The sequence below is a fragment of the Saccharospirillaceae bacterium genome, assembly GCA_022448365.1.
GTDB lineage: Bacteria > Pseudomonadota > Gammaproteobacteria > Pseudomonadales > Oceanobacteraceae > Bacterioplanoides.
In genome coordinates this window covers 185864-212734 of sequence record JAKVCS010000005.1, presented here as the reverse complement: position 1 = coordinate 212734, position 26871 = coordinate 185864, and the positions used below count along the sequence as shown (strand labels likewise).

The following is a 26871-nucleotide window of genomic DNA, read 5'->3' as shown; positions in this document are numbered from 1 at the left end:
CGATGATGAATTTCCCTGAAAGCGGGTATATATGGAGTATAACCAGTCAGCCGCCGTGAGCGGTCTGAAATAGTGGGTATTTGTTACCTAATATCCCACTATTTTTGTAACAATTTAGTAATAAAGCTCGCTTTAGTTCAGTCACCTTGCCGGAAGCACTTCCGAATCCACTCCGGTACCGGGCAATCTGAAGTATTGATGGCGCATAAATGGATGGCATTATTGTCACTTCTTTGCTGCGATTGCTTATCACTCAGAACTTATCAAGATTAAAATTAGCGTTCTGTTACATGTTGTGATTGGCTCTTTTCCGTGTGATAACATCGTCGCTTCAAGTCATTATTTGCAAGGATCGCTATGAATATCTTATCTCACAAGCTGGCAGCCAGCCTTACAATTCTAGCGCTTGTGCTAACCGCTTGCGGCGGTGGTGAAGACTCAGACTCAACGAATGAAAAGCGCAACGATACTCCGCCAGAGGGACAGTTCGAAGCAGCGAATGATCTTATTGGTGAATGGGTATATATCGACAGCAGCCGGGAGTTTTACCTCAATCGTTACAATGACTTCGAAGTTCTTGAAGTGGGTGATGGCCTGATCAAAATCGACAAAGGCGATAACATTGACCGGTTTGCATTGCGGTCAGGGAACAGCGCCAGTCGGCTAACAGGTTTAGTCAGTCAGGTATCCAGCAACTCTCAACCGCTATCAACATTTGCTACCCGTAACGGCTATCGAACTCAGGGACTTTCAGGGATCGGTGGTATTGATGTTATTTTGCAAAACGTCAATAACCCTGACGTCACAGTAGAAACGACAACCGATGATGATGGTCAGTTTGATGCTGATATTCCAACGGGCGAATACGATGTATCCATCTCTAAAGATAACGAAACCTTTGATGGATCGGTTGATGTCAGCGGCCTGGGCACCGATGCGGGTGTACTGCATATTGCGGATGCCGATGGCTACAATTTCAAGTCAGAACTGAATTTGCCCAGAGCGTATGGAAACCTCGAAGAATTACGCGGTAACGTCAAAATTTATAATATTGGCTCCGTAAGGGGTACAGGCCTCAGCTACTTCTTTGACTGTCAGCATGAATTGATTGCAAGTTGTGAAATCGATACTCGCTCACAATCGATTGATCCGGGTCGGTCAATTAGTTTCCCAATAACCATTCGGTTTAATTATTTAACTCAGGCAAAAGAAACCATCGGTATTTCGTCTCGAATTCGCGACATCAATGGTCGCGAGTGGCAGGATACGATGAATATTGACGTTTATAAACGCGATATCAAAATCAATGTGCAATCAGAATTTTCCAGTGTTGCGGGCTACGTGATTTTACCTGGCCACGAACTGCTTCCGTTTAATGCATCACGTTCAACGATTGCTTTACCCTATTTGCCGGGGCAGGAATATCAGCTGGTGATGGCTAACACGAGCATCAGTAATGAGACGCCCTACAGCATTGCGATCAACACCGCGACACAATCGTTAGCAGACTTCACTGATACCGCCGCTTTTGAGCCCAATGATACCGAAACAGAAGCTGAAATAATCCCGCCGGGCGACGCAATTACTGCATTTTTGCATGTCGGGGATATTGATTATTACCGGGTTTCCATGCCGCAATCGGATCAGGCGTTACAAGATACTGCGCCAGAGTTTTACGCCATTACGGCCATTTATGATCGTGTGGCATATCCTAACGAAACCAGTGGCAACGGCGACCAGGTTTTTAACACAAACGAGAATATTCGATTTGATCTGGCCGTTCGCAATAAGGGCTTTAGCGGTATTAAGGGGTTAAATATAACACTTAGCAGTGACGACAGTTTCGTCACAATATCAAATGTGCGGGAACAGTCGTTTGATATTCCTGCACGCGGTGTTTCTGATAGCGATGGCTTCACAGAAGGCCATCGTCGCTATGGAGAGCTCTCCAGCTCCGCTGACTTCAGTGCAAAAATTGCCGCAGATACCCCAGTCGGGCACCAAGCCACCGTGAATATGACGATGGAAGATGACTACGGTAACCAGTGGCAAGACAGTTTCACCATCACCGTTGAACAAATTGCTGCACAGATTGTAGTGAGTGATATTTCTCCATTTTACGATCGTGACAGCAGTACGACTCGTGGCAACGATGACGGTACTTTGAACCCAGGTGAAACGGTTCGTTTCAGTCTGGCAATCGCCAATACAGGCACAGTAAATACCGAGTCTGTTCTGACGACGATCAGCACTCAGGACCCCTACATCACGATTGATGACAGCGATGCTGACCGTCGTTTCGCACTGGGCGCGGCAACGGTTATTGACACCGAGGGAAACGACAATAACGAATCTGATTTTTTACAAAAAACATCCGCAGCTGATTTCAGAATTTCTGTCAGTGGAGATACTCCACCCGGTCATGAGGCGACATTTACAGCAACGTTTACTGACCTGTTTGGCAACCAATGGCGTGATGACTTTAAAATGACGGTGGCAGCGACGGCAGCGAATCTCGAATTCGAAGCTATTTCTGCTTTATACGACACGCCCTATAACTCAATCTTATCCGGCAACAATAATTCTGTATTGAGTGCTGGTGAGACGGCTGGTTTCTCTGTGGCAATTAAAAATACAGGAACATCCAGCACTCAGGATGTATTGATTGATTTATCCACAACAGATACTTATATCAGTGCTGTAAACTGGTTCTCAGCAAGCTACCGGACGATCAATTCAATTGCGGCCGGAACGAAGGAAGACAATAACGATAACGTATCTGGATCCTCCCAATATTTGAGTCGACGTCGCGGCGAATATTATATTTTTGCTGCGCCCAATGCTCCTATTGGCCATAAAGCCACGGTTAACCTCAGAATGACGGATAAATACGGTAATGTCTGGACCGATGTATTCACCGTTGAAATTGGACGGGATATTGTTGACCTTGAAGTGGCAGGGATTTCTCCATTTTACGATCAACTCAGCCGGTACGGAGAGTCCTCCGGAAATGGAGACAGTGTCTTTAACTCAGGCGAAGCCGTGCGTTTTGAAATGGCATTACTTAATAAAGGTAATAAGGCAGTTAACAATGTCTCGGTTGCCTTGAGTAGCAATGACCCTCATGTCACTGTGCATGTCGCCAATGGAGCAACATCCGATTTCGACCTGACGCCCAACCTGGCTCTGGATTCCGATGGCAATAATGCAAACCATGCAAACTACCTGTCGCGCAATGAAGGCGGCGACTACATTGTCACCGCTGCCGCTGATACACCAGCCGGTCATACTGCGACCATTAATGTAGCGATGACAACGCAAGATGGCACCGTATTCAACGACAACGTTGAGATCACGGTGGAATAGACCGCCCTCTTCAAAACACCCGCCATAAAAAACGCCGACATTTGCCGGCGTTTTTTATATTAAAGCTGGGTAATCAGAAGCGTTGATCGAAACCAACCACCAGATAATTAACAGCATCGGTCGCCGTTTTGTCATCCTCTTTCGTGGCAATAATTTCGCGGCTAAAGCCCAACACCGGACGACCATCTTCATTAAACGCAGGCAACAAAATACGAACGCTGAACCGGCTGGTTGTCTGATCCTGATCGATCGTTACAGACTGAAAGCCCGACAAATCAGCCTGTACGATATCAAGGTCATACTCCAGCGGTAAGAATTCATACTCTGCATTCAGCGCAACATCGATTCCATAACCCGACTTCACCAGACCAGACAGTTTGGCACTGTAAGACAGTCCAAGATCACCATCACCTGTTTGAGAAGCAACCAGCGCTTCTCCGTTGGTTTGGATGAACGTGTCCTGATCGACGTCAAGATCGCCAACAGGGGCCAGGTTAAACTCAGCATCCAAATCGATAAAATCGCTTTTCATCGTGTATGAACCGGCCAGAATCAGACGAGTCACGTTCACATCGACACGGTTATCCGTTTGTATGGCCGAACCGGTATTTAACTCCCCAAATCCGGTTTCACGGCGATCGATATCGATACGTTCAATAGCAAAGGACACGTCAAAATCACCCGAACGGCTTTCCGAGTAATAGCCAATCATATCGAGACGCTTGTACTGTTCTTCGAGTGCCGTGGTGTTGCGGCTCAGAATTTCAGAAGTATTTTCTTCTTCTATAGAAATGGTGCGATAACGAATACCGGAGTACCAGTTGTCACTCCATGGATGCGCAAATTGGGTGTATGGGACGACTTTTCCATCGTCATTCATCTGCAAATCCACTTCAACACCCTTTGCCAGCACGGTGCCAGACGCGGTCACCAAAACAGTCGTAGAGATTCGCCTCAATAGTTGGTTCATATCATTCCCTATTTGATTGTAAGAATTCCCTTCATTTTGACGACCGCTTGCTGACAAACATGAAGAACAGAGCTGCGCAAATTATGCCAGAAAGTTCTGCCCGTCATAATGATGGGCAAGCACAGCCTGATTGGCCTCTCGAGCGGCACGGTCAGCTCTCGATGCTCTGACAGGCATCAAGCGTGTTAGCCGGTTTAGCAAATACAGTCACAGAGACCGCTGTCCCTACTTCATGACAATAAAACCTAAAAACCTAACTTTCGGTAGGTTTTTTGGCCATATTTTTTACCTACACTGCAATGACACAGTAAATAAAAATAAAGGACAGGTGCCTGATGACCGTACAACTGACAGAACCGCAAGAAGTAAAAAGTGACTTATGGTTTACCGCCAAAAAATACGGCTATTCCATTACATTACTGGTCCCAGCGCTGGGTGTTTTTTTTGGTTACCTGGCTTACGCTCAACAAAATCCCATGTGGCTGTGGTGGGGGGCTGCCATCAATTTCCTCGCAGTACCGATTGTGGACGCCATTGTTGGACCCGATGGAAATAACCCCAGCGAGCGCCAACAGGCACAAATGGAAAACGACCCTTTCTACGTGTGGGTGATGTATGCCGCAACGGTCGGTCATTGGTTAGCCTTAGCGACGATTACCTATGCGGTTACTCAACTTGCACCAGCTTGGTATCACTATCTGGGGGCCGTTCTCAGTATTGGCGCGATGCATTCAGTCGGCTTAGTCATGAGCCATGAGCTGGGTCACCGTATTAACCAGCGTGCTCAGGTTTGGGCTGCCAAAGCCGTGATTGCATGCTCTGGCTATGGTCACTTCAATATTGAACACAACAAGGGTCACCACAAACACGTCGCGACTCCTGAGGATCCAGCCTCATCCCGCATGGGTGAAAATTTATACAAATTTGCGCTACGTGAACTGCCAGGTGCCTTTTTCCGCGCGATGACACTTGAGAAAGAGCGCTTAGAACGGAAAGGGAAAGGGTTTTGGTCAACCGATAATGAAATTATCCATTCCTGGTTGATAACGCTTGCCGGCTTCTCCGCTATTGTCTATGCCTCGGGTTTATCAGCAATTCCTTTTCTGATTGTTACGGCCTTCTACGGCTGGTTTCAACTCACCATGGCCAACTACATTGAACATTATGGTTTGCTGCGTCAGAAATTGGAGAATGGTCGCTACGAGCGTTGTCAGCCACATCATTCATGGAACAGCAACTTTATGGTATCGAACCTGGTGTCACTTCACCTGCAACGACACTCCGATCACCATGCAAACCCGGCGCGCCCTTATCAACTTCTGCGCGATTACCCGGAAGCGCCACAAATGCCGGCTGGCTACCCAGGGATGATGCTGCTCTCAATGTTTCCACCACTGTGGTACCGCTTAATGGATCCCAAAGTCGCTGACTGGGCCAAGGGCGATATGACGAAAGTGAATATGGATGCAGATAATAAAGACAAGCTTTTTGCGAAGTATCATCAACCATGTCAATCATCAACCGCTATTCAGGCTTGAACGGCAACCTGAATAACAGTCCGATGGAGGAACTCTGGTGGAAAAATTCCAATGCAATAATTGCAACTACGTTTATGATGAAGCAGAAGGCGCCGAGCACGAAGGGTTCCCGCCGGGGACAACGTTTGAGTCGTTACCGCACGACTTTTCATGCCCGGTTTGTTTCGTCAGTGATAAACCCGATTTTACTAAAATAGAATCTTAGACTTCAGGCCATGAACGTGTTCATGGCCGCTTTCATATTGGTGCACTGTTTATGGCCGATCGTGCAAAACCCGATAATAATGCTTCCTCTTCGCACTTGCAGGGTGTTTTTCAGGGTTGTATTGATCAGCTTGAACAAAAAAAACTGGTGATCATGCAAGCCCCTGAGGGTTTTGGTAAATCACAATTATTAATGGATCTGCGCAGCCATTATCAGCAACAGTGCATCTTTATCGACTGCGGTTCGTGCTCCGGCGATCCAAAAGCATTCTTTGATCATCTGATTAAAAACTTCCAGGCGTCGGGTCACTCGTTATCGGCTTACGAGCAGCAAAAAATCCTTAATGCGGAACACACCCAGCTTGCCTATTTATTGAGCCAGGCCCTGCCGCAAAAAAAAATGCTGATGTTTGCTTTTCAGGACATGCATTTAATTGAAAACAACATCACACTCAACATCCTGCATCAGTTTGTGGGCAATACGAACAACAACATCAGATTTATCATCAGCAGTAACAGGCGGCTATTGCTGAATTTTGATCAGCTGATGGTTAACAATCAGATTCATTATCTGACCACGGAGCATTTCCTGGTTGATAACACTACTGCCGCCAGCTTATTGGAAATTGATGCCAATCTTGATGCCAATCAAACACTTCTGATGACTTGCCAGGGGTGGTTAAAATCACTGACAAAAGCGAAGACCCTACTGACTCAGGGATATGACGCATTACAAACAGTGGATCGTCTTAAAACAACAGAGTTTTATCAATTTTTCTATCATCGCATCATGGCAACCGTCAGCAAAGAAATGCAGATTATCCTGGTTGCCACAAGTTGTGTTGATCGCTTTACCCATCCGCAAGTCGAGTTTGTAATTAAACAGCTGTCAGGTAAGTCGCCGCTCGGTCAACTATCGGGATTATTAACGGAACAAACTTTCATCAGCAGCTATCATCAGCAAGGGCATCACTGGTACCAGTTCCATCCTCTGTTCCATGTGTTTCTTAACAGCCAGATTGATCAGCACTTTGATCAGCACCAAATTCACGCAATTAAACGAACGGCCGCTTGCTGGCTTTTCAAGCAGGGATTAATTGCAGCCAGTCTCGACGTGATTTTAGATATTGAAGATTACCGCCAGGCAGAAGCGTGGTTAGTTAAATACGCAGACCAGGCTAAACATCGTGGCTATCATCAGAGTCTGCTGCAATATTTGCAAAGAATGCCTGAAAGCTACCTGGAGAAGAACCCAGACCTGGCATCCGCTTACATTCTATGTCTGGTACTAACCAAAAAATTCTTATTAGCCGGCAACACTCAAACACTATTAGCCACGATTGCAGTTGAGGGAAAAACCAATCAGCGCTACAAATACAATGCATTGCGGCAAGCGCCGCTCTTGTCGTACGTCACAGCATTTTTAGAAGACCGATTAGAGAATATTCAACAACCTCTCAATGCATGGTTTACCGAGTGGCGACAACATCCGGAATTTATCCGTCATCCAGACTACCATTTCGAAATGGGAATTGCGTACCTCGCCCTGGCGTATGTACATAAGTCGTATTCACAATTTGAGCCATCAGAACAGGCTTTCAATGACGCCCGTAAAAGTTTTGAAGCCTACCAAAGCGATTATGGCATTGCCTGGACTGACTGTTTGCATGTATTGCTGCTGGCAAAGCAAGGACTCCATCAAGAGGCATTGGATAAAGCGCTATCTGCGCTTGAATTTTGTCGACGTCACCTTGATTACCAAGTTGATATTCAGGCGATGCTGTGTGTTCAGATTTCTGCAATTTATTACGAACAATTCGAACTGGAAAAAGCACGGCAATATTTTCCACAAGAAACCCGGCTAATCGACGGTTACGGTTACACGGATATTATGATTGCGGGCTATCAAACTGAAATTGCATTGCAACTTATCGATGGGACGGACAGTGATGTTATTTTCAGTCAATTAAAAACGCGTATTCAAAATTCTCTCAGTAATAAACTGCCAAGACTGGCTTACAATCTTATTAATGATTTAATCATGCTTCTCATCAGAAAAGGAAAAATTACTGAAGCGAATGAATATGCACGAACCTACAAAATTCATGACCTGACATCACCTCAAACAAAATTCTGTTACCGTGCTCACGCATTATTATTAATCAGTAATGATGAGCTGACACTCGCCCATGAATTTATAACCAAACGAATTGCGAGCTATCAGGCAGGCCGTCGCTATCGGGTATTGGCAGAGTTTTATATATTACTGACGATTGTCGAAAGCCGCCGCGACCTGGAACAGCAAGCGCAGGTAAATCTGATTAACGCACTGAACATCTGTGGTGCCCGAAATTATATCGCCATCTTTTCAAACTATAGCGCCGAACTGAAAGACCTATTTATAAATAACGACTTCAGTGCTCTCATCAGCCCTGATATCAAGGCATTCTATCTTAAAGTAACCCGAATACTGTATAACCAAAGAAGTGACGAAGCACTGTTCGAAAAGCTAACCAAAAAGGAAATTCAGGTTATTAATCTGGCAGAATCCGGTGATACGACTGAACAACTCGCGCAGGTCATGCATATTTCTCAGGGAACCTTTAAATGGCACCTTCATAACATTTATCAAAAGCTAAAAGTAAAAAACCGAACACAGGCCATTAATCAGGCCAAGCAGTTGGGTTACATTCCACAGGATGGCCGCACCAATAATCCATAAATCAATGATCACAGCAACATCAGGGATTCATTCTTATCTTCAGAGTTTGGGTTATAAGAACTATTTGAGAAATCAAAATCCATTTTCTATTTATTGCCTACAGAACCATTAATTAACTTCCCGCAGGTTACGGTAAATATACCCGGACAGACAAACAAAAAAGGAAGCCATCGGCTCCCTTTTTTAATACTCAGCGGTCACTGAAAAATAATCGCTGTAGAATCAGAAATCCAGATTCGATACATTCAGCGCATTAGCTTCAATAAACGCACGGCGTGGTTCTACGTCATCCCCCATCAGGGTGGTAAACATCTTATCCGCGCCAATGGCGTCTTCGATGCTCACTTGCAGCATACGACGAGCCTCCGGATCCATGGTGGTTTCCCACAGCTGTTCCGGGTTCATCTCGCCCAGTCCTTTATAGCGCTGGATGTTGAAGCCTTTTTTCGCTTCGTTCAGCAGCCATTGAACCGCATCCCAGAAATCTTCGATTTCATGACGGTTACGGTCACCTTCACCGCGTTGGATATAGGCGCCCGCTTCCAACAAACCAGACAGCTCTTCGCTCATAGCAGCCAGTTTCTGATAGCCAGAGCCGGAGAAGAACTCCTGATCCAGGATGTATTCTTTAGGAATACCGTGGGTAATTACATTGATGATGACTTTGTTGTTGCCACGCTCAGCATCAGCACCGGAAGTCACTTCGAAGTGAGAACCACTGCGGCCCGCATCTGGCAGGCTTTCAGCCAGCTTACTCGCCCACGCTTCCACTTTGGCAGAGCTGCTGAGATCTTCCACGGTTAAACGTGGCAGAGACAGCATCCCGTGTAATACTTCACGTGGAACAAGATTGCTCATACGAGTCACCGTGTCTTGTGCGTTACGGTAGTCATCAACCAGTTTGGCAAAGGCTTCATCAGAGATCGCCGGCGCGTCGGCATTCGGGTACAGAGCCGCTTTCTCAAGAGCAACGTGGGTCAGGTAGCTTTCCAGCGCCGCTTCGTCTTTGATGTACTGTTCCTGCTTACCACGCTTAATTTTGTACAGCGGTGGCTGGGCGATATACACGTGACCACGTTCGATGATTTCCGGCATTTGACGGAAGAAAAAGGTCAACAGCAGCGTACGAATGTGCGCACCGTCGACGTCGGCATCGGTCATGATAATGATGGAGTGGTAACGCAGCTTGTCCGGGTTAAATTCTTCACGGCCAATGCCACAACCCAGTGCGGTAATCAGGGTGCCTACTTCGGCCGACGATAACATCTTATCGAAGCGTGCTTTTTCTACGTTGAGGATCTTACCTTTTAACGGCAGAATCGCCTGGGTACGACGGTCTCGGCCCTGTTTGGCGGAACCGCCGGCCGAGTCACCCTCCACCAGGTACACTTCGGAAAGTGCCGGGTCTTTTTCCTGACAATCAGCCAGCTTGCCAGGCAAACCAGCGATATCCAGAGCGCCCTTGCGACGGGTCATCTCACGCGCTTTACGAGCCGCTTCACGGGCACGGGCAGCGTCGATCATTTTGCCAACCAGCTCTTTCGCCGCTTGAGGGTTCTCTTCCAGGTATTCCTTAAACAGGCGACCCATTTCCTGCTCAACCGCAGGCTTCACTTCAGAAGAAACCAGCTTGTCTTTGGTCTGGGAGCTGAACTTAGGGTCTGGAACTTTAACCGAGATAATCGCGGTTAAGCCTTCACGAGCGTCGTCGCCCGTGGTGGCAACCTTGTTCTTCTTGTCCAGGCCTTCAGCGGTGATATAACCGTTCAGGGAGCGGGTCAATGCCGCGCGGAAGCCCGCTAAATGGGTACCCCCATCCCGCTGTGGAATGTTGTTGGTGTAGCAGTGAATGCTCTCCTGGAAGCTGTCGTTCCACTGCATCGCCACTTCTACTGCCATGCCATCTTCACGCTCGGCGTTGAAGTGGAAGACGTCGTTCAGGGCATTTTTGCCTTCGTTCAGGTATTCCACGAACGATCGCAAACCACCTTCAAATTCAAAGATATCTTCTTTGTCAGCAACCCGTTCGTCTTTCAGGTGAATACGCACACCGGAATTCAGGAAGGACAGCTCACGCAGGCGTTTGGCCAGGTAGTCATAAGAGAATTCGGTTTTGGTGAAGGTTTCCTTAGAAGGCAGGAAAGTCACCATAGTGCCGTTCGTTTCAGACACGCCCACTTCTTTCAGCGGGTAGTCAGGATCACCGTGGGTGTATTCCTGCTCGTAGATTTTACCGCCACGGCGAATGGTCAGCTTCAGCTTCTCAGACAAAGCGTTTACCACTGAAACACCAACACCGTGCAGACCGCCGGATACTTTATAGGAGTTATCGTCGAACTTACCGCCAGCGTGTAATACCGTCAGAATAACTTCAGCAGCTGAGCGCCCTTCTTCCGGGTGCATTTCGGTTGGAATACCACGACCGTTATCGGAGACCGATACTGAGTTATCCGGATGGATAACCACGGTTACCGTATCACAGTGACCAGCTAACGCTTCGTCGATGGAGTTATCTACCACCTCAAACACCATGTGGTGCAGACCGGTACCGTCGTCGGTGTCACCGATATACATACCGGGGCGTTTCCGTACGGCATCCAGTCCCTTCAGGACCTTAATACTCGACGAGTCGTAACTCTGCTCTGACATTGGTGTTCCTCTGTTCTTTTTAGTCTTCCAGCCTGAGTTTTCCTGGCTCGAAATCCGGCATAACAAAGCGGATAAGTGTAACAAATTTGGCGGGGATGTGCTTGTTTAACCGCAGGTTTCAAGCCTCGTTATGCCGATGATTACACCGAGTGACAGCCCTTTAGGAATATTGTTGGCGTTACTTGCAGGGGTATACACAGAGATGTGATTTATTCGCCTTCGGAGACGAACTGGTAGCTCCCCTCAGAGCCGTGCTTCATTGTTTTATAAGGCCTTATTTAAATGATGAAGGGTTCTTGCTTTTTAAGGCTGCTCTTCGACTATCACGCCCTGTTCCACGTGGAACATTTTACTGGTGGAGGGTTGCCAGACATCGGTGAGTTTCTCTTTATCGATGCTGGTGATAAAAACCTGGCAGTCGAGATCTTCCAGCAACTTGCATAGGGCATGCCGGTGTTTTTCATCCAGCTCAGACGACAGATCATCCACCAGATAAATGGTGCGACGCTGGCTTTCCTGCTGGAACAAGGCGCCTTGGGCAATCTTCAGTGCGGAAACCACCGTCTTTTGCTGCCCACGGGACAAAAACTCTGCAGCCGACTGCTTACCCACCTTAATGCGTAACTCGGCTCTGTGAGGCCCTGACTGGGTGTAACCGATAACTAAATCACGCTCCTGCTGTTTCTCCAGCACATCCGCCAATGGCGTGTCTTTATCCCAGCCACGGTAGTAAGCCAGTTGCACGTCGATACTGTCGTCGAGTTGATTTAGGATACGTTCGAATTCCGGCTTAAAACGTTTCAGGTAGGATTGGCGGTGCTGATCGATCACCTCGGCACTTTCAATAAAACCAGTGGTCCAGGTTGGCAACCACTCCAGCTCTTTTTGCTTCAGCACCGAGTTGCGCTGTTTCAGCTGCTTCCGGAACGTTTTCCACTGCTCCATAAACTTGTGTTCCACGTGGAACACTCCCCAGTCGATAAACTGGCGACGCTCTTCCGGAGAGCCGGATAGCAATTTAAAGGTATTCGGGTCGATGATCTGGACCGGTAGCCAATGAGCAGCTTCCGCCTGAGAAGTCAGTACAGAACCGTTCAGTTTTAATAAGGTATCGCCGCTTTTTAACCGCAGGCTATCCATGGTGCACAAACCACGCTCTTCATCATCGACTTCGAGAAACATCTCGATGCGATCAGACTCGTGATTCAACACATGCTGGATTTTGGAGGTCCGGAAGGATTTTCCAGAGGCCATCAGGGCAATGGCTTCCAACACACTGGTTTTACCGCAACCGTTGTTGCCGTAGATAAAATTAACGCCCTCGTGGGGCGTTATTTCCAGCGGCTGCAGATTGCGCACGCCGCTGACTTTTAATTGCCGAATTGGCATAGAGTCCGAACCCTATAGACGCATTGGCATAACAACATACATCGCATCGCCACCTTCTGGCTCTTCTAACAGCGCAGAAGAGTTAGCATCAGACAATGTCATTTTCACCTGCTGCGTATCCAGTACGCTCATCACGTCCTGCAGGTAAGAAACGTTGAAGCCCATTTCCAGTGAATCACCATTGTAATCCACCCCCACCGACTCTTCCGCTTCTTCCTGTTCCGGGTTATTGGCGAATACTTTCAGCAGTTCTGGTTCCAGTACCAAACGAACGCCACGGTACTTTTCATTCGACAGAATGGCAGTACGAGCGAACACAGAACGCAGTTCCTGACGATCCGCCAGCATGACATTGCTGCCATTTTTAGGAATCACACGACCATAATCCGGGAACTTACCGTCCACCAGTTTCGAGGTGAAGGTGAAGTTTTCAGTCGTTGCCCGCAGATGGTTGGTACTCAGCGCCAGAGAAACGCTGGCTTCTGGATCAGTCAGCAACTTGGCCAGTTCCAGAACACCTTTTCGTGGCAGAATGATTTGCTGTGCGGTATCCGGACCCGCGATTTCGACCATGGCGGTCGCGAGACGATGGCCATCGGTCGATACCGTACGCAAGCCGTTAGCCGTCACTTCAAACAACATACCATTGAGGTAATAACGCACATCCTGCTGAGCCATAGCAAAGCTGGTACGGTCGATCACTCGACGCAGTTTGTTTTGCTCCAGCACAAAGTGCTGCTCGCCAGAGATATTTTCCACATTCGGGAATTCCGTTGCTGGCAGCGTCGATAAAGTAAAACGGGAGCGACCAGAACGCAAATTGACGCGCTGATCATCCTGTTCGATAGCGATCTCCGCACCATCCGGTAAAGAGCGACAGATATCCATCAGCTTTTTCGCGGGTACGGTAATCTCACCTTCCTGGCCAACTTCGTCGAGAGTGACACGGCCAACCAGTTCAACTTCCAGATCTGTACCCGTTAAAGACAGCTGCTGACCCTGGACTTCCAACAGTACGTTGGACAGTACCGGCAGCGTTTGGCGTTTTTCCACCACGCCGGCTACCAGTTGCAATGGGCGCAGAAGGGCTTCCCTAGAGATAACGAATTTCATGGTTCTCCACTCAGATCTAGGTTGTCAGTGAACGCAGTAAGTTCTTGTAATCTTCTCGAACGTCTGCAGTCGTTTCCTGTAATTCTTTGATTTTACGACATGCGTGCAAAACTGTCGTGTGGTCTCGACCACCAAACGCAGCACCGATTTCCGGCAGGCTGTGATTGGTCAGTTCTTTGCTCAAAGCCATCGCGACCTGACGAGGGCGTGCGATGGAACGCGTGCGGCGCTTAGATAATAAATCAGACAACTTCAGTTTGTAATACTCAGCCACAATTCGCTGAATATTATCGATACTGACTTGCTTATCCTGCAGAGCCAAGAGGTCTTTTAGCGATTCTTTAATAAAAGGAAGAGTAATGTCACTGCCGGTAAAATGCGAGTTCGCAATCACCCGTTTTAATGCCCCTTCAAGTTCACGCACGTTAGAACGAATTTTCTGAGCAATAAAGAAGGCGGCATCATCCGGAAGATGCACATTACTCTGTTCGGCCTTCTTCATTAAGATCGCAACCCGGGTTTCCAGCTCCGGTGGCTCAACCGCAACGGTTAAGCCCCAGCCGAATCGGCTTTTTAGCCGCTCTTCCAGACCATTAATCTCTTTCGGATAACGATCACAGGTCAGAATCATTTGCTGACCGCCTTCTAATAAGGCATTAAAGGTGTGAAAGAACTCTTCCTGAGAACGCTCTTTACCGGCAAAAAACTGGATATCGTCAATCAGCAACGCATCCAGACCACGATAGAATCGTTTAAATTCGTTGATTGCGTTCAGCTGCAGCGCTTTTACCATGTCTTGTACGAAGCGTTCTGAATGCACGTACAGCACTTTGGCGTTCGGATCTTTGCTTTGCAGATAGTTGCCTACCGCGTGCATCAAGTGGGTTTTACCCAAACCCACACCACCGTATATAAAAAGCGGGTTGTATGAGCCACCGGCATTTTCTGCCACCTGCCGGGCTGCTGCATGAGCAAGTTGGTTGGATTTACCCTCAACGAAGCTCTGAAAGGTAAAGTTGTTGTTCAGGAAGCTCTGATGCTGCAACCCCCCTTCGACCTGCACTTCGCGCTTGGGTTTTACCGGCTGCTGGCGTGCAGCAGACTGCCGATTACCCTGATTAAACGGCGCAAATGCCGGCGCCTGAGAGGGAGCAGAAGGTGCGGTATTAAAGCTACTATTATCGGCTGCTAACAAATCACCCTGCTGTGGCGCGCTATCGGCCATTGAAGGTGTTTGAGCCACCTGTGAGAAATCGTCGGCATCAAACCCGGCTCCGGCGGTTGTCGTAGGCTGAGCAAAGGCAAACTCTTCTTTTGCCGCAGCAGCAGGAGCCGACTGAGGACGAGGAGCTGGCGCACGCTGCGGCTGACTGGCCATTTGCGGGCGCTGGAACATCGGGCGCGCTTCACCCACAACAACGTCAACGTGCGTAATCAGCCCACCATTCAGTTCTGACATGATTTCCTGAATGCGCTGCAGATACTTGTCTTTCACCCAGTCTTTTACAAAACGGTTGGGCGCACTCAAACTCAGCTGACCGTTATCGTGGGTGCTGGCAACCAGTGGTCGTATCCATGTGTTGTATTGCTGTGCGGGTAATTCGTGTTGTAACTGACCCAGACAGTCTTGCCACAAACCTGTCACGGCTACCTCAATTATCAATATTTAAGCGAGCCGCATAGTGTACCCAAGGCAGCCAGGGTTATCCACAGAGATTACCAGAAAATTCGTGCTCCTCCGGAATTCTTGTGGATAAGCGCCTTAACAAACTGCGCATGGAATTGAGGATATCGCGACAACACCATCCCTCTGTGCATAACAAGCCGTTTCATACACTGCATCTTCCCAGCTAATTCTAAGCTTAAGCGCAGCTAATACCTGACTTATGATTCATGTAAACTATTGTTTATAATGGTTTTTTTAGGGTTTTCCACAGAAAATAGCTCCTTAAGAAATAAATATAACGAACTACTCTCTTCTTTTCTTCAATACATATTCATTCATATTTTCTTATTCAGAGTGAACGAAAACATGGAAAACGGTTTCTGAGAAAATTCATGCCATTGAGCAAAAATTCGCCATTGCTATTGGTTTGTCTTTCTCATACAATTCCGGCCCTCAAAAATTTGGCTATTCACTTAACTAGAGTGACAGTGTTATGAAACGTACTTTTCAACCAAGCGTATTAAAGCGTAAACGTACTCACGGTTTCCGTGCTCGTATGGCTACTAAAAACGGCCGTCAGGTTCTGGCTCGTCGTCGTGCAAAAGGCCGTCACGTTCTGACTGCTTAATTGTTCGCTTACTCCCGACAACTTTGATCAATGTCTGAGTTTGAGTTTTCCCGGCAACTGCGGTTATTAAAACCGGCCGAGTTCAAGCGAGTATTTGATAACACTGAGTTACGCGGGAGTACTCCCCAAATGCTGGTGCTTGCATCAGCAAATGGGCTTGATCATCCGCGAATTGGCTTTGTATTGGCAAAAAAGCAAATCAAGCATGCGGTGCAACGAAACCGGGTTAAACGACTTGTTCGCGAGTCTTGCCGGTTAAACCAGCATCAATTGCCTGCTGCAGACTTTGTCATTCTTGCCCGTTCCGGGGTCACTGAGCTGGACAACCAGCAAATACGTGAGATGATTGACGCCCTTTGGTTCAGATTGAAGCGCCCATCCCATGGCAGACCATCCAACGGCAAACGCAAACAGCGGCGTTAACTTTATCGCCCGAATTATGCTCGCCTTCGTTGCAGTCTATCGCTACGCAATCAGTCCATTATTTCCCAGTCGTTGTCGCTATTACCCGACTTGCTCAGCTTATGCCGATGAAGCGATTCGTCGATACGGTGCTTTACGCGGTGGTAAGTTAGCTTTGCAGCGATTGCTCCGGTGCCACCCCTGGGGTTCCCATGGTGTGGACCCGGTACCTGATTTATCCAACCCTCAATCCCACTGTTGTCAACGGAAAGCCTGATCATGGATATCCGCCGTACGGTTATATTTATTGGCTTAGCCATAAGTACTTACTTTTTAATTCTTGCCTGGAATGATGACTATGGTCAGAACACTCAGGTTAATGCGCCAATTGCGGTGGTCTCTGACGCTCAGGACGCCCCTGTTCCGGTTGAAGCAGTCACTGCAGCCAATGTCGAAGCTGGTGCTGATGTCCCTCAGGTGGATGCACCAGAGGTCGTGCCACAACAAATTGATGTGGCTAAAGCTGATGGTCAGCTGGTTCAGGTCAAGACCGATGTGTTGCAGGTAACTATTGATCCTCGTGGTGGTGAAGTGGTGCAGGTGCTGCTGCCAGCGTATCCGGCTTCTAACGAGCAAAAGGATGTGCCTTTTGTTCTGATGGAAGAAAACAACCGTCGCACTTATGTCGCCCAAAGTGGTTTATTGGGTAAAGACGGCGTCGATGCTAAAGGTCCTGCACTGTACAGTGTTGCAGAAACCAATTACGAGATGGGTGCTGATGCTACCGAGTTGACCGTTGTTCTGAGTACAGCAACCGACAAAGGGGCGGTAGAGAAAATTTTTACCTTCCGGCGTGGCGATTACCTGATCGATGTCACTTACCGTATCAACAACACCTCTGATCAGAATTGGCAAGGCGTGTTTTATGCTCAGCTGAAACGTGATAACTCGGCTGATCCGTCTGCCGGAAACAGCATGGGTATGCAGTCTTACCTGGGTGCGGCACTGACCACCAAAGAAAACCGTTACGAAAAAATCGGTTTCGACGATCTGACTGAAGCGCCATACAAGTCAGTTCAGCAAGGTGGTTGGGCAGCGATGTTACAGCACTACTTCCTGGCAGCCTGGATTCCGGCTCAGGATCAGCCACATACCTACAACGGCCGTTCGGTTAAAGGTAGCAACGTCTTTGGTTTCTACGATGCGCCAACCACGGTAGCTCCGGGATCTGTTGGAGAAGTGGGTGCTTCTTTATATGTTGGTCCTAAAGACCAGAAACACCTGGCAGAAATCGCTGAATATCTGGATCTGACCATCGACTATGGCTGGTTATGGTGGGTAGCTAAGCCATTGTTTTCAGTTCTCAACTTTATTCAGTCTGGTGAGATCAGCGTTTTTGGCTGGTTTGATATCGATTTAGGCGGTGGTGTTGGTAACTGGGGTGTAGCCATTATTATTCTGACCATCCTGATTAAGCTGGCGTTCTTCAAGCTGTCCGCTGCGTCTTACCGCTCAATGGCGAACATGCGTAAAGTGGCGCCGAAGATGCAGGAGATCAAAGAGAAGTACGGTGATAACCGTGAGAAGCTGGGCCAGGAAATGATGGCTCTGTACAAGAAAGAGAAGATCAACCCACTGGGTGGCTGTTTACCCATTCTGGTTCAGATGCCGGTATTCATCGCCCTGTACTGGGTGCTGATGGAATCGGTAGAACTGCGTCAGGCGCCGTTCTTCCTGTGGATTGAAGATATGTCGGTCATGGACCCATACTTCATTCTGCCACTGATCATGGGTGCTTCTATGTTTATTCAGATGAAGCTGAACCCAACACCGCCAGACCCAATGCAGGCGCGTGTGATGCAGTTTATGCCTATTATCTTCACTGTGTTCTTCCTGTGGTTCCCGGCTGGTCTGGTACTGTACTGGGTCGTGAACAACATTCTGTCGATTGCACAACAGTATGTGATCACCAAGCAGATTGAGAACAGCTAAATCTGCTCAAGCTCTGAAGAACCCCAGCAGGGTGTTTTAGCTGCACGACATTAAATAGCACGGACGCTATTTGAAAGCCTACAGGGAAGTCTGTCAGGCGTGTTGTGTGCTGAACTAACCTGCTGGGGTTTTTCTTTTGCAGAACAAGCACCTCAATAGTAGAGTGCCTAGCCATTCACCCGACCCTCGGCACGCTGTTAATACGTCCATGTAAGCCCGGTTATCGCCTCTCTGCGATAGAGGGTCATTCAGACAAAACCAGCACACTTAAAGCGAATTTTTATGTCAGAACATGCCATTCACCAGGACACCATCACCGCTGTTGCTACCGCTCCCGGGCGTGGAGGTGTGGGTATTATTCGTGTATCCGGTGAGCTAGCACTAACGGTGGCGGAAAAGATCCTCGGCTTCCCGCCTAAGCCACGGTATGCCCACTATGGCTCATTTACCGCGGCTGATGGTACGGTGCTGGATGAAGGTATCGCCTTGTATTTTCCCAATCCGAACTCGTTTACCGGTGAGGATGTGCTTGAGCTTCAGGGTCACGGTGGCCCTGTGGTACTGGATTTGCTTTTAAAAGAAGTCGTGGCGCTGGGTTGTCGTCTGGCGCGTCCCGGTGAGTTCTCTGAGCGCGCCTTCCTCAATGACAAAATGGATCTTGCCCAGGCCGAAGCCATTGCTGATCTGATTGATTCAGCGTCTGAGCAAGCCGCCCGTTGCGCGCTGCGTTCGATGCAGGGTGAATTCTCGAAAAAAGTACACAGCCTGCTTGATCAGTTAATCCATTTGCGTATGTATGTTGAGGCAGCCATCGACTTTCCGGAAGAGGAGATTGATTTCCTCTCCGATGGTAAAGTTTCCACGATGTTATCCACAGTCGACGGTGAATTAAAATCCGTACTGCAGGAGGCTAATCAAGGGGCATTATTGCGCGAAGGAATGAACGTTGTGATTGCCGGGCGCCCGAACGCTGGTAAGTCCTCACTACTCAACGCCTTAGCGGGTCAGGAACGAGCGATTGTCACTGATATTGCCGGTACCACCCGTGATGTCCTCAAGGAGCATATTCACATCGACGGCATGCCGCTGCACATCATAGATACCGCGGGTTTGCGCGATGCACCGGACGAAGTGGAACGTATCGGAATTCAGCGTGCCTGGGCGGAAATCGAGCAGGCTGATCGGGTGTTGCTGATGATCGATTCGACCACCACTGAAACGGACCCGGAAGCCCTGTTACATGCTCTCTACGATGAGCAAGGATTGGCCTCTGAAACCGATTCTTTGCTGGCGTCTGGTCGCCTCACCGTGATCCGTAATAAGGCGGATATTTCAGAAGAAAGCATGGGGTTATCCACAACGGGGAATTTCGCGACAATCACACTGTCAGCCAAACATAATCAGGGCGTTGATGACCTGAGACAACACCTGAAAGATGTGATGGGTTTTGAAGCCGCTTCAGAAGGTGGCTTCCTGGCTCGTCGTCGTCATATTGATGCGCTGAATCGTGCTCAGGAAGCGTTGGATTTTGGTCGTCAGCAGTTGGAAGGTATGGCCGCAGGTGAATTACTGGCGGAAGACCTGCGTATGGCGCAACACGCACTGAATGAAATCACGGGTGAATTCACCGCGGACGATTTGTTGGGCGAGATCTTCGGTAGCTTCTGTATCGGTAAATAACCCACTGCTGAAACTACTCCGATATGCAGTAAAAACGGGGCACTCAGCCCCGTTTTGATTCGTTCCGATGATTATTTCTGAGAGAACATTAAACCGCTTTGTAGGACTGGGCTTCTTCAATCCAGCTTTCCAGGTATTCGCGGTTATCGTGATCCCATGGATGGAAATCGGTACGATAGTAGTCAAGATAGTTCTTAAAAATACTGCGGGTGAGTCCGTCTTTGCCAAAGTAAAATTTAAAGCCATCAATCCAGGTTGATGGTGAGAACAGTTTTCCGTCTTTCCATAAAAATATCCCCTGGACGATGCTGGCGCGCAGGCAGAACATAATGGTCACCACGACCATAGCTAACATACGACGTAAATAGCCACCACCAACGGCCAGATAAACATCAAAGGCAACCGCTTTGTGCTCGGTTTCTTCAATCGCATGCCAGCGCCACAGCTGTTTAAAGTTTTCATCCACACCGTCTGAGCGTTCCGGGTGCTGCAGCAGGTCATGCGCCATGATCGCTGTAAAGTGCTCAACTGCGCAGGTCAGGGCCAAACGATCAATGGCAGGAACCCACTTCCGCATCAGGCGCTTTTCTTTCTTTTCAAATGCTTCAATTTTTGACGCCGGGTAACCCATACTATCGAGGTATTCGTTAAACAGGTGATGCTCGTGGCCGTGAATCGCTTCCTGTTTGATAAACCCTTTGATCTGCTCAAGTAATTTCGGATCGGAGACCTTATCTTTGTTATCACGCACCGCATCGATAAACATCCGCTCACCCTCCGGAAACAGGCAAGACAGCGCATTCATATAGGTACTTTTAAAGGCGTTGTTGTCGTACCAGTAGCGTGGCAGTTGTTTCAGATCGAATTCGAAATGCATCTTACGACCCGGGATTTCCATATTACGACTGATCTGTTGGGCGCGGCTGCTCATGGTTTCTGTCCACTGGTTAACGTTGTTTAAATACCTTAGTACTGAATGAACATCTGGCACAGGTTGTAGCGAGACAGTCTCACTCTTTCACGGCTTGCTCAGATGGCGTTTGTGAACACGGAACCACTTGTCAGTTTTGCTCAGTCTGGCCGGCAGATGATAACAATCAATCCGTATGCACCGCTCAGGGTAGATTACACCCGGTGAAACCTGATGAGAATGACAGTGGCGGTTGTTATGAATTTGCTTCTAACGCCAGCAAAAATACGGCCGATAGCTATCTTTAGAGAGTAATGTTTTTAGTGGAGTTTCTGTGAAATACCTAACCCTATTCGTTGTTGTATTGCTGAGCGCCTGCATTTCGGAAGATGATGAGAAAGATTCAGTCACCAATCAGGATGGCGAAAATATCAGTTCCCAAACTCAGGACCTGAACGGCTTCTGGTCGGGTCAGTTTAATCAGGCAGGAGCGGTAAGATTTCTGATTTTTAATGGTGACGTGTATGGCTTCGACGAAAAAAACGGCTTCGCCGGTACCGTGACGTTTGACGCAAACACACTGGAAGGCAAATTCACCTTAGCCGGCCGCGCTTTTTCTGAAGAAGATACGGCGGCCAAACAATTTGTCGCTGAGGGTGGCAGCGCGGTGGATTACGAAATGTCGCCGCTACTCACTACCGTTGCAGCAAAATCGGACACTCTGGTGGGAGATTTCAGCAGTGGTGCTGGTAGCTCGCAGCAAAATGGTACTGTTCTGCTGACTAATGACGGTACCTGGCCCAACAATTCATCGCTCTCGTCGTTGCAGGGAAAGTGGACCGCCACTGGCTTTGAGTTATACATACAGCAAGCTACTAATAAATCAGTATTTGAAGGCATTGCCCTGGGTGACAGCGGAGGTGGTTGTACTTTCAGTGGTGATATCACCATTATTGATAAAGATTTCGCCCTCTATCGGGTGGCACTGCGTGAGCGCAAAAATTGCAAAGGCTTTAATACCACTGCGGCGACGGGATATGCCGCCGTTAATAAAGATGAAGAGCTGGAGTTTTACCTGAAAAAAGGCGACGACCAGTTATTTATGCAATTTACTGCACCGTCTTCGGGTTCCGATGACAGCAGTGATACGCCGACCGATGGGGGTGAGACCCCGGCACCAACCCCAACGACGTAAACGGATCGTTAAATTTGTGGAAAACCTTGTGTTTTTTCAGCGTAAAACCCGGGCAAAGCCTGGGTTTTTTTATGAATAACGTGATGCTTTGCGTTGGGGATAGCAACTTATCTACAATTGTATACAGACTTATAAACAATCTAAGTCCATGTTTTTTATATATAAGTTAAGAATAGAAACAATCTGTGGGGAAAAATAAGCACAGATAAAAACCCGGTGTGGATAACGTGTATAAGTTTGATGGTTAAAAATTGTTCAATGCTATGCCCTATTGATTGGACTCCTGATATAATGCGCGCCCTTTTCGCTCAGCTGGTGCTGAAACTGCAGAATGCTGAGTGCAAACAATAAGATTTGAGGTGAGTTGTGGATTATCCGGTTCGGTACGATGTGATTGTGGTTGGTGGCGGACACGCAGGTACAGAGGCAGCTTTAGCAGCAGCCCGTACAGGCTGTAAGACGCTATTATTAACCCACAATACCGATACTGTGGGCGTGATGTCTTGCAACCCGGCGATTGGTGGTATTGGTAAAAGCCACCTGGTGAAAGAGATTGATGCTCTGGGCGGCGCGATGGCGCGCGCTACTGATCAGGCTGGTATTCAGTTTCGTACTTTAAACAGCCGCAAAGGTCCAGCAGTCCGTGCGACTCGTGCCCAGGCTGACCGTGCCTTATACCGCACCGCCATTCGTACCATCGTTGAGAATCAGGATAATCTGGATATCTTTCAGGCTTCTTGTGACGACTTAATTGTTCAGGGCGATGGCGTCGGCTCGACCGCTTGTGGTGTGGTGACCAATACGAATATGCGCATTCACGCCACCACGGTGGTGTTGACCGCCGGGACGTTCCTGGGCGGACTGATCCACATCGGTATGGAAAACCACAAAGGTGGTCGTGCTGGTGATCCACCGTCAATAGCTCTGGCTGAGCGTCTGCGTGAGATGCCCTTTAACGTCGGTCGTCTGAAAACCGGTACACCGGCACGTATCGATCGCCGCAGTGTCGATTTTTCCGTGATGCAGGAACAACCGGGTGATACGCCGCTGCCCGTGATGTCCTTTATGGGTTCTGTGGAAGAGCACCCGGAGCAAGTGAGTTGCTATATCACGCACACCAATGAGCAGACCCACGACATTATTCGTAACAATCTTGATCGTTCACCCATGTACGCCGGTGTGATCGAAGGCGTGGGTCCGCGTTATTGCCCATCGATTGAAGATAAGGTGATGCGTTTCGCCGATAAAGACAGCCATCAGATCTTTGTTGAGCCAGAGGGTCTCAACAGCAACGAGCTATACCCCAACGGTATTTCCACCTCGCTGCCATTTGATGTGCAACTGGATCTTATCCACAGCATGAAAGGCTTCGAAAACGCGCATATTACTCGTCCGGGTTACGCCATTGAGTACGATTATTTTAATCCGCAGGATCTGAAGCACAGCCTGGAAACCAAGTTTGTAAACAACCTGTTCTTCGCTGGCCAGATCAACGGCACCACTGGTTATGAAGAAGCCGGTGCCCAGGGTCTGTTGGCTGGTACTAACGCGGCATTACGAGCGCTGGAAAAAGACGCTTGGATTCCCCGTCGAGATCAATCTTACATTGGTGTTCTGGTCGACGATCTGATCACGATGGGCACCAAGGAGCCATACCGCATGTTCACCAGCCGAGCGGAGTATCGTCTGGTGTTGCGAGAGGACAACGCTGACTTACGTCTGACCGAAGTGGGTCGTAATTTAGGACTGGTGGACGATGCGCGCTGGGCCGCCTTTTCAGCCAAAAAAGAAGGCATCGAGCGCGAAGCCGAACGTCTTAAAACCACCTGGGTTCAGGCTGGTACAGACGAGGCGAAAACACTCGAAGACATGGGCGAAGCGGCCATTGCCCGTGAATATAATCTGCACGATCTGTTAAAGCGCCCGGGTCTGAATTATTCACAGGTCGCCAATCTGAAAGGCGAATCCGTAGCTGATGTTCAGGTGGCTGAACAGGTGGAAATCCAGGCTAAATATGACGGCTATATCGCCCGTCAGCTGGAAGAAATCGAACAACTGCGTCGTTACGAAAACACCAAGTTGCCGACCGATCTGGAATACGACGCCATTGGTGGTTTATCCAACGAAGTAAAACAGAAGCTGCAAACGGTGCAGCCAGAAACTCTGGGTGTTGCTTCGCGTATTTCCGGTGTTACACCGGCGGCGATCAGCCAGATTCTGATTCACCTGAAGAAACGCAAGTTAGCCAATCAGATGACTGCTTAAGCGCTAGAATTCTTATCTGATGTAAAACGGCCGGTTAACCCGGCCGTTTTTATTTGTATCAGAAACTGTAAGTCACTGACGCACCCACAGTACGTGGATCAATCACCGAAGCGTAAGCCGGGTCATTGCGAGCCGGGTTGGCTGGCTGACGCGATGTGCGCGCTTCTTTATTTGCCAAGTTGCTGACAAAAGCGCTGATCAGCCAATTATTGATGTCGTAATTAAGCTTGAGACCGGCGATCACAAAATCCCCGGCTGTGCGTTCTTTGCTGTTGCTGATGTCACCGAAGTACTCACCGACGTAACGAGCAGACAAATCGATATCCAGATCATGGGTGAGCCAGTATTGCGCACCAATATTGGCACTGAAGCCCGGAGCGGAATCAAGGCGATTACCATCCACCTCAGGATATTCATCGCCAGCATCCTCGATCTTGGTTTCTAACAGGCCAACACCGCTGCGCAGTTGCAGGTTGGCATTCACCAGGTAGTTGGCTTCCAACTCCAGACCGTAGGTTTTTGCTTCGTTTACGTTGGCAATACGACGCAGACTATTGGTTGCCTGGTAGCCATCGTATTTATTGTAAAACAGGTTGGCTCGAACATTCAGGTTGCCCTCTAACAGACTACTGCGGCTGCTGATTTCATGTGCAATCACGCTTTCTTCATCAAAGTAGTAATATTCGCCAGCACGGTAATCGAGAGCGCCACCACCCTGGTTGTAGCCTTTGCGACTGCTGAGGGCGATTACCGTGTCAGTGCTGACCTCGTACTGCAATACCAGTTTCGGCAGGATAATAGACTTATCACGATCCAGCTTGGCAGTTTGGCCATTCATGCTGAACACCCGCTCTTGCTTATCCTGCTCGCGGCGAGCACCAACGGTGATTTCAATCTTGTCAGTCGCCGCTAAGCTGATCTCGGAATACAACGCAGCAGAGGATGATTCGTCATCACCGTTGTAATTGAATGCGCCGGCGCTGCTGAACTCTTGCTCTTGCTTGGAGTAGGCAAGTCCGATAAATCCGTTCACCATGCTTTCCGGGTTGTAATAACGGATTTTGCTGTCAATGCTGGTGTTGTCCTGCTCCATGATGACATCAGATTGGCTGGCCTGACTGGCGTTATACTCTTTGAAGCCCCAGCTGAAGTCGGTTTTGGCCGCTAATAAATCGATCGAAGTATGATCATTAATGCTGTAATCCAGCTTCAGGCTGGTGGTGTCTGACTCGGTATCCATGTAGCGCTGAGTCAGAGGAACATACTTGTTCCAAAGGTCATCTTCGATAAAGTATTCACGCCCGGCATCTCCTTCTTCTTCTGTGCTGGTGTGGCTCAATAGCGCAGAAAAACCGCTGATTGCATCGGGTTGCAACAGCAACTTGCCGCGCAGTGTCTGGTTTTTAAGCTCGTTCAGGTCAAAGCGGGAAGTGTGTGTATCGAACTCGGCACCATCGTTGTAGGTATCGCCATCAAGACGCTGTGCTGCTAAACGAAATGCCAGCTGATCGGCAATAATCGGTCCGGATGCAACAACGGAAGTATCGATTAACTGATCCTGATTGCGTACACCTAGACGAGCCTTGCCTTCCCAGTCGAAGGTGGGGTCGTTAGTTTTGATGTAGACACTGCCACCAATACTGCTGCGTCCATTGTTCGTTGATTGCGGTCCGCGGAACACTTCAATTTGTTCAACATCCCACAAACCGGTATCGCCGGTCAGGTCGGCAACAAAAGGTTCGGCAACACCATCGACCAGCCGCGAAACACGCGCCTTGGCCCCCCCTGTGAAGGAGTTAAAGCCGGTGGCGGAACCATTACCGGATACACCCCGGATGTTAGGTTTGGAGCCCGATAGCACCACAACGTTTGGCACCTCGGCAATAGCGCTGCTGACACTGATGTGTTCCATGCTGCTGAGTTCTTCTTCGCCAATAACAGATACTGACGACGTAGTGTCTTTTAATGTGCGCTCAGTTTTCTCACCGACAACGGTGATATTATCCAGCGTAATTTGATTATTCGCTTCAGCCTGAACTTGTGAGGTTCCGGCTGTGGCAATAGCAATCAATAACAGGTTGCGCTTCAGGGGTTGGTAATTCATAACACCTCGCTTTAATTTGCTGAGTTAACGGTCTGGCTAAAAATGAGGCGGCGACGTTAGCACAGAGATATTTGCAAG

At 48.5% G+C, this 26871-nt stretch carries 18 protein-coding genes; 11 read left to right on the top strand and 7 right to left on the bottom strand.

Going from position 1 to position 26871, the window contains the following annotated elements; all coding sequences use genetic code 11:
* Window positions 1–357 precede the first annotated feature (357 nt).
* Window positions 358–3366 carry a hypothetical protein gene (locus MK185_14900; protein ID MCH2041915.1) on the top strand — a complete coding sequence of 1003 codons (3009 nt, stop codon included), beginning with the start codon at window positions 358–360 and terminating at the stop codon, window positions 3364–3366.
* A gap of 73 nt (window positions 3367–3439) precedes the next feature.
* Here the strand turns inward: MK185_14900 and MK185_14895 are convergent, their stop codons facing one another.
* Window positions 3440–4336: a hypothetical protein gene (locus tag MK185_14895; GenBank protein ID MCH2041914.1), complete on the bottom strand. Its 897-nt coding sequence runs from the start codon at window positions 4334–4336 to the stop codon at window positions 3440–3442.
* A gap of 335 nt (window positions 4337–4671) precedes the next feature.
* Between MK185_14895 and MK185_14890 the strand changes: the two genes are divergently transcribed.
* From MK185_14890 to MK185_14880, 3 genes are read left to right on the top strand one after another with little or no spacing between them, the layout of a single operon-like run.
* On the top strand, window positions 4672–5874 hold the full coding sequence (locus MK185_14890) for an alkane 1-monooxygenase (GenBank protein ID MCH2041913.1): 1203 nt from the start codon (window positions 4672–4674) through the stop codon (window positions 5872–5874).
* Window positions 5875–5911: 37 nt separating this feature from the next.
* Complete coding sequence (locus MK185_14885) at window positions 5912–6079, top strand: rubredoxin (protein MCH2041912.1); 168 nt, start codon at window positions 5912–5914, stop codon at window positions 6077–6079.
* Between the two features lie 51 nt (window positions 6080–6130).
* On the top strand, window positions 6131–8800 hold the full coding sequence (locus MK185_14880) for a LuxR C-terminal-related transcriptional regulator (GenBank protein MCH2041911.1): 2670 nt from the start codon (window positions 6131–6133) through the stop codon (window positions 8798–8800).
* 222 nt (window positions 8801–9022) lie between these two features.
* On the opposite strand, the gene gyrB is transcribed toward MK185_14880, so the two are convergent.
* The 4 genes from gyrB to dnaA form a co-directional block, all read right to left on the bottom strand.
* Entirely contained in the window at window positions 9023–11449 is a 2427-nt protein-coding gene (gene gyrB / locus MK185_14875; GenBank protein MCH2041910.1) for a DNA topoisomerase (ATP-hydrolyzing) subunit B, read from the bottom strand.
* A gap of 303 nt (window positions 11450–11752) precedes the next feature.
* The gene (gene recF, locus MK185_14870; protein ID MCH2041909.1) at window positions 11753–12838 is read right to left on the bottom strand and encodes a DNA replication/repair protein RecF; all 1086 of its coding nucleotides are present in this window, start codon (window positions 12836–12838) and stop codon (window positions 11753–11755) included.
* 12 nt (window positions 12839–12850) lie between these two features.
* On the bottom strand, window positions 12851–13951 hold the full coding sequence (dnaN, locus tag MK185_14865) for a DNA polymerase III subunit beta (GenBank protein ID MCH2041908.1): 1101 nt from the start codon (window positions 13949–13951) through the stop codon (window positions 12851–12853).
* 16 nt (window positions 13952–13967) lie between these two features.
* Window positions 13968–15596, bottom strand: coding sequence for a chromosomal replication initiator protein DnaA (dnaA, locus tag MK185_14860; GenBank protein ID MCH2041907.1), 1629 nt, complete (start codon window positions 15594–15596; stop codon window positions 13968–13970).
* Window positions 15597–16110: 514 nt separating this feature from the next.
* Between dnaA and rpmH the strand changes: the two genes are divergently transcribed.
* From rpmH to mnmE, 5 genes are all read left to right on the top strand, one after another.
* A complete protein-coding gene (gene rpmH / locus MK185_14855) occupies window positions 16111–16245 on the top strand; it encodes a 50S ribosomal protein L34 (GenBank protein MCH2041906.1) in 135 nt (44 codons plus the stop codon).
* 30 nt (window positions 16246–16275) lie between these two features.
* Window positions 16276–16668: a ribonuclease P protein component gene (gene rnpA / locus MK185_14850; GenBank protein MCH2041905.1), complete on the top strand. Its 393-nt coding sequence runs from the start codon at window positions 16276–16278 to the stop codon at window positions 16666–16668.
* A complete protein-coding gene (gene yidD, locus MK185_14845) occupies window positions 16628–16924 on the top strand; it encodes a membrane protein insertion efficiency factor YidD (protein ID MCH2041904.1) in 297 nt (98 codons plus the stop codon). Before rnpA ends, yidD begins: the two co-directional genes overlap by 41 nt.
* Before the next feature lie 2 nt (window positions 16925–16926).
* Window positions 16927–18639, top strand: a complete 1713-nt coding sequence (yidC, locus tag MK185_14840; GenBank protein MCH2041903.1) for a membrane protein insertase YidC — start codon at window positions 16927–16929, stop codon at window positions 18637–18639.
* A gap of 282 nt (window positions 18640–18921) precedes the next feature.
* Complete coding sequence (gene mnmE / locus MK185_14835) at window positions 18922–20319, top strand: tRNA uridine-5-carboxymethylaminomethyl(34) synthesis GTPase MnmE (protein ID MCH2041902.1); 1398 nt, start codon at window positions 18922–18924, stop codon at window positions 20317–20319.
* 88 nt (window positions 20320–20407) lie between these two features.
* Here mnmE and MK185_14830 read toward each other — a convergent pair whose 3' ends face one another.
* Window positions 20408–21250, bottom strand: a complete 843-nt coding sequence (locus tag MK185_14830; protein ID MCH2041901.1) for a metal-dependent hydrolase — start codon at window positions 21248–21250, stop codon at window positions 20408–20410.
* A 313-nt stretch (window positions 21251–21563) separates the two neighbouring features.
* On the opposite strand from MK185_14830, the gene MK185_14825 reads away from it, so the two are divergent.
* The gene (locus MK185_14825; protein MCH2041900.1) at window positions 21564–22424 is read left to right on the top strand and encodes a hypothetical protein; all 861 of its coding nucleotides are present in this window, start codon (window positions 21564–21566) and stop codon (window positions 22422–22424) included.
* A gap of 366 nt (window positions 22425–22790) precedes the next feature.
* Window positions 22791–24689, top strand: coding sequence for a tRNA uridine-5-carboxymethylaminomethyl(34) synthesis enzyme MnmG (gene mnmG, locus MK185_14820; GenBank protein ID MCH2041899.1), 1899 nt, complete (start codon window positions 22791–22793; stop codon window positions 24687–24689).
* Window positions 24690–24747: 58 nt separating this feature from the next.
* Here the strand turns inward: mnmG and MK185_14815 are convergent, their stop codons facing one another.
* Complete coding sequence (locus MK185_14815) at window positions 24748–26793, bottom strand: TonB-dependent receptor (GenBank protein ID MCH2041898.1); 2046 nt, start codon at window positions 26791–26793, stop codon at window positions 24748–24750.
* Window positions 26794–26871: the final 78 nt, after the last annotated feature.